The sequence below is a fragment of the Synechococcus sp. UW105 genome, from assembly GCF_900473935.1.
GTDB lineage: Bacteria > Cyanobacteriota > Cyanobacteriia > PCC-6307 > Cyanobiaceae > Synechococcus_C.
In genome coordinates this window covers 1-5,242 of the sequence record NZ_UCNN01000010.1, presented here as the reverse complement: position 1 = coordinate 5,242, position 5,242 = coordinate 1, and the positions used below count along the sequence as shown (strand labels likewise).

Annotated in this window: 3 protein-coding genes and 2 pseudogenes; 2 read left to right on the top strand and 3 right to left on the bottom strand. The window is 62.7% G+C overall.

The genetic code is table 11. The features are described 5' to 3' along the window. Window positions 1–329: 329 nt before the first annotated feature. On the bottom strand, window positions 330–488 hold the full coding sequence (locus DXY16_RS14620; protein WP_170953834.1) for a hypothetical protein: 159 nt from the start codon (window positions 486–488) through the stop codon (window positions 330–332). A 19-nt stretch (window positions 489–507) separates the two neighbouring features. Here DXY16_RS14620 and DXY16_RS04020 point away from each other — a divergent pair, with 19 nt between their 5' ends. Together DXY16_RS04020 and DXY16_RS04015 are read left to right on the top strand one after the other, a co-directional pair. After that, window positions 508–2,067, top strand: coding sequence for a glycosyltransferase family 39 protein (locus tag DXY16_RS04020; RefSeq protein WP_244281538.1), 1,560 nt, complete (start codon window positions 508–510; stop codon window positions 2,065–2,067). After that, window positions 2,064–3,518, top strand: a complete 1,455-nt coding sequence (locus DXY16_RS04015; RefSeq protein ID WP_170953835.1) for a DUF2079 domain-containing protein — start codon at window positions 2,064–2,066, stop codon at window positions 3,516–3,518. Before DXY16_RS04020 ends, DXY16_RS04015 begins: the two co-directional genes overlap by 4 nt. Here the strand turns inward: DXY16_RS04015 and DXY16_RS04010 are convergent. Together DXY16_RS04010 and DXY16_RS15355 are read right to left on the bottom strand one after the other, a co-directional pair. Continuing rightward, window positions 3,517–4,995 (bottom strand): annotated as a pseudogene (locus tag DXY16_RS04010) (DUF2079 domain-containing protein); the annotation flags it as partial. The gene DXY16_RS04015 and the pseudogene DXY16_RS04010 overlap by 2 nt on opposite strands. Before the next feature lie 176 nt (window positions 4,996–5,171). Further along, window positions 5,172–5,242 (bottom strand): annotated as a pseudogene (locus DXY16_RS15355) (photosystem II protein D2); the annotation flags it as partial.

Genomic DNA, 5,242 nt, shown 5'->3' with positions numbered 1-5,242 from the left:
AAGCGGCGTAGTCAGACACACCGTTGATGTTCAGGTCGCTGGCGTTTGCAGCCACGGGAGCCAGAAGGCCCAGGGCAGCAGGTGCAACCAGCAGTTGCTGGAAAAGTTTCATTGAATTCCTCACACAGGAAGGCGCAAAATGCGCCACATCAAAACTGGCCCATTAACAGCACACAACCAACATCGGATGTGCCAGCTGACACAACGGCTGGTATCGCTTGATACACAATCTGGCCGCCGCCCAGGGCGCAAAACTGCCAAAACGATGCCCCCGCCCGGAAACCGGACGGGGGCTCTCGCCGGGTCCGCTCTGGCGCGGAACCGATTGATCAGTCAGAGGACTGTGCCGTCAGCCGGCGTTCTCCGCGATCAGCAGACCCTGAATTAAAGAACTGGAACTCATGGACACCTCCTCCTGGATGGGATTGTTGAGCGCCGGCGATGCCTTCGACGACAACCAGGCCGAGAACGGCCGAGGATGCCTTCACATCACTGCGATCAGGACCTTTGAACCTTAACGGACTCACAAGGCCTGCGCTGCTGTGGCTTCTCACCCTGGTGCTGTGGTTGCCGGGCCTCGGCAATCTGCCTCTACGGGACTGGGATGAAGGCAGGGTGACAAGCGTCGCCCGATCCACGATCGGCCGGATTGACCCGACCCATCCCAGTTTTGATTGGCTCCTCGCCTGGAAATGGAACGAGGCCTACCTGAACAAGCCTCCAGGACTGCATTGGCTCATCGGTACCTCCACCCGACTTCTGGGTGAACACGAGTGGGCGGCTCGACTGCTGCCCTGCCTGATCGCCAGCCTGGCAGTGCCGCTGCTGATCCTGCTGCGGCGGCAGCTGGGGGGAGCGCAATGCGACCGACGAGCAGTACTGGCCGGCCTGATCCTGATGACCCTGCTACCGATGGCGCGCCACGGCCGGCTCGCGATGCTCGACGGCAGCTTGGTGAGCTGCTCACTGCTGCTGTGGACCGGCTGGCTCAGCAGTCGCCAGACCCCCTGGCATGGCCTACTCGCTGGCCTCGGAGCAACGGGGGTGCTGATGCTGAAGCCTCCTGCTGTGCTGGGCTTTCTTCTGATCACCGCGGCCATCAGCGTCTGGGATCGTCGCAACAGCACCTGGCAACCCCGTGCCCAGGCCTGGCTAGGAAGCGGCATCCTCCCCGGCCTGGCCTGGCACCTTTGGCACGGCCATCAACGCGGCACCGATGCTTTGGTGATGTGGGGCGGCCAGGGACTCAGCCGTGTGGCGGGCGTTGTTGGCGACAGCACCGGGGCCTGGGTGATGCCCATCACGGAAGTTCTTGAAGGCGGCTGGCCCTGGTTGCTCCTCTTGCCCCTGGGCCTCCGCTGGGCCTGGAGTGAGCGCCAGCAAAGCAGTGGCCATTGGGAACTGGGGCTGCTGCTGGGCAGTTGCGCTCTGGTCTTGCCGCTCCGCAGCCAGCTGCCCTGGTACAGCCATCTGCTCTGGCCAGCCATCGCCTTGCTCTGCGCCGAAGGACTGCATCAGCTCCTGAGCACGGGCCGACCCCTCTGGGTGGGACGGATCTGGGCCCTCTTGGGCACGGCCCTCCTGCTAACCGGCATGACCCTGCTGCTGATTGGTCAGCAGCAGGGTCTGCCTCGCCTCGCACTGATCTGCGCCGGGCTGGGCCTGCTGGCAGGCGGGCTGCAACTGATCCAACCCACAAGCCAGCAGCGACGCTGGGGCCTGATCAGCTTGCTGATCGGCTGGGGCCTGGCCCTGCTATGCCTCTGGCAGAGCCAGCTCTGGCTCTGGGAACTCAACGAAAGCTGGGACCCCCGCCCAATCGCGAGTGAGATTCGACAACTGCCCGCCGAAGCCGTTGTGATCCTGCGAGGACCTACTCGCCCATCCCTTGGCTGGTATGCAGGCCGTGAACTCTTACCCAATGATGCTGAAAGCAAGCGCGAACACTGGGTGGTGAGCCGTCAACCACTCGAGCGCTGCAACCCGATCGCTGCCGACGACCAGGGGGCAGAACAATCGTGGCAGCTTTGGCACTGCCCAGCAGCGCTGGATGCACCGAGCCCATGACCAGCACCAGCAGCCCTAGACCTGTGGCTCCACCTCGCCGTCTCTGGCTGATCAGCCTGCTGCTGGCGCTGATTGGTTGGTGCTGCTCCGCTGCCCGCCACGCCCTGCTGCAGAGCAATGCCTACGACCTCGGGCTGTTCGATCAATGGGCCTGGCTACTGAGCCAGGGCCTAGCGCCGATCTCCTCGATGGAGGAGGTCCACTTACTGGCCGACCATGGTGCCTGGGTTTTCTTCCTGACGGGTGGCCTGTATGCGATCGCTCCATCCGTGCACTGGCTGCTCGCATCTCAGGCGCTTGCCCTCAGCCTGACGGCGATCCCGATCTGGATGCTGGCCGCCCAGGCCCGACTACCCCAACGCCTCTGCTGGCTGGCCTGCCTGCTTTGGTGGCTGCAACCGGTGGTGTTCAACAGCAACCTGTTTGATTTCCACCCTGAGGTGTGGGTGATGCCAGCCTTGGCCCTCATCCTCTGGGCAGAACGGGCCAGGAGAGCGTGGCTCTGGCTAGCGCTGCTGCTGATCCTGCTCGGCTGCCGTGACGGCTTGGTGCTGATCACGATCGGTCTGGCACTGGAGCTGGCCTGCCAACGCCGCTGGCGATGGAGCGCCAACGCCGCCCTGCTCTCGGCAGGCTGGCTGCTGATGCTCAGTCGTTGGCTCTATCCCTGGCTACGGGGTGGTGAAGGGCCCAAGGCGGCTGGCCGCATGTTCGGCCATCTGAACGGGGGACTGCACCAGATCCTCACCAGCATCGACTGGAGTGGAGGCGTCAGCTATCTCGTACTGCTCGCACTGCCCTGTGGCCTGCTCTGGCGTCGCCGCTCTCTGCCGGTGCTGGTGATTGCGCTGCCACTCGTGGTGGTGAATCTGCTATCAGCATCCCCCAGCTACCGCACCCTCATTCATCACTACAGCCTGCCTCTCGCTGTGGTGGCGGTCACGGCAGCGATTGACGGCCTGGCAGCAGCTGCCGAGCACCGGCACAGATTGGCAGGCCGCCGCCGCGCACTGGTGCTGGGCTGGGCACTGCTGTGCTGGCTGAGCCTGGCGAAACCGTGGTTTTTTGCTGGGCCCTACCTGCAGCGGTGGAGCCTGCGCATGGATGCCAGCGCTGCTATCGGTCAAATTCCAACGAACGCAAACGTGTTGACAACCAGCTATCTGGCACCTCACCTCAGCACACGTGAGCTGATCGCTTTCCCCAAAAAGAGTTTCAACGAGGCCTTAGGCGCAAGCTACTGGGACACGCTCCTCCTCAATCCCAACGACCCCGGCTGGGGCTCATCTGCAAAGGCGCAAGGCCGCTTGATCAATCAAGCGCATCACAATGGTTGGCACTGCCAGAGCTGGGAGTCAGGCCTGGAGCTGTGCCGCTCACCCGCTGCAACACCACCGCTCCCCCCTGGCAATGGATCAGCGCATAGTCGCCGCGGCGCACCAACTGATTGAGACGATCACGGATCGATGCCTGCTGGCGTCGTTCCCGCTTGAACACAGGGGCCAAGGGGGTGTAGTAGCCAGGAAACGCCACGACATACTCCACCGTTCGCTCCATCCCATCACGACCACGGAACGCCAGATGCTTGGGGAAGCGGATCAACTCTTGCCGCTGCGCCAACAGTGGCAGTAATGGGGTGTCCGCCGAAACGCTTGCATCAGGCGGCACTTGATCAACCGCAGCCCAGGCCGCCTCGCGCCTGGCAAGCATCCTCTGCGGCGGCACATGCACCCAAGGCGAAAAGCTGTCGGGAATCAACGCCGAGAGAGAGCGGTGTGGGTTTCCCACCAGGGTGAGCACCACTCCCAAGGCCAGAGCTCCTGTCCAAACTGGGCGCAACCATCGCCGTTGCCACACCTGAGGATGGGCCTGCCACCAGAGCACAGCACCCAGGTAAAGACCAGGCACCAGGGCAAGCACGTAGCGCAAGGTCACCGCCAGAGCGGTGCGTCCCTGCGAAACCAGAGCAATCAGAAGAGGCACCAGCACCAACAGGCCAGCATCAATCGAAAGCAACGGCACAAACAACAGCGGCAAGGTGAGGGCCAAAACGAATCCGACCGTGGCCCCTGGTGGTGACACCAGCGCCTGCAGCAGAGCAAGCGGCCGGCCCAGCATGGTGAGCACCACAGCAAGGGTGCCTTGAGAAGGGTCTTCAACGAGGTGACCAAATTTTTCCGCCAGGAAGCGATCGGCCAACGAAGAATCAACGGCGGGCTGAATCCAGTTGGTGACCAGCAACACCCACCCGAAGGACAGCAGCATCAGGGCCGCACCCCACCACCGCACATCTGGCCGTCGCACCAGAGCCCAGAAACCCAAGGAAAACAGCACCAAACCGCTGTCTTCCCGCACCAGCAGCAGGAGCAAACCACAGAGCAGCACCTGCCAGCCGCGGCGCTCCAGCAAACCTTCCACCAGCCAAAAGCCAAGCAGAGGCAACCAAATCAGATCGTGGAAGTTCTCAAGCGCGGGCCCGATCACGGCTCCGCTGAGAAAGTAGGCAGCCGTGATTTGCACAGCCAAAGGCCGAGGCAAGCGCACTGCTGCAATGCGCCAGAGCACAAGACCTGCAGCGGTCAGGACCGTGACCTGCACCAGAGGCAAGGCCCAACGCCCCAACAGGGCCACCACAGGGGCCACCGCCAACGTCAGCACATTGGCGTGCTGACCCAGATGCAGATAATCCACAAGGGGTAGAGCATTGCCAATCGCCACAGCCCCGGAAAGCACCGAAGACAAACTGCTCTCAAAGGGCCGACCCTGGGCAGTTGACCAGAGCTCCTGCAGGAACAGAGCCTGGTCGTACGTGGCACTCAGGCTTTCCAGACGCCAAATCTGGATCAACAGGGTGAGCAACCAGAAGCCGCCAGCAAGCAACAGCACAGACCGCGGCCAAACCAGCGACCTGGCAGCAAACGAGCGCATCAGTAAGCCCTGCGGTGACAGCATTCAAAACAAGGTTGCGAGAAGGCCACTAACGCCCAAGAGGGGCCAACAAACTGCGCGCAAACGTGACCTGAACACCACGAGCGCACAAAAAATGGGGTGCCGAGTGGCACCCCATTGTGTTCAGGGACGGATCTGCGATCCAGACCAAACCATCAAAGAGCGTTACCGCGGGGCAGAACCTCTTCAGGGAAGACGAAGTTTTCGTGCGGCTGGTCAGCCGGTG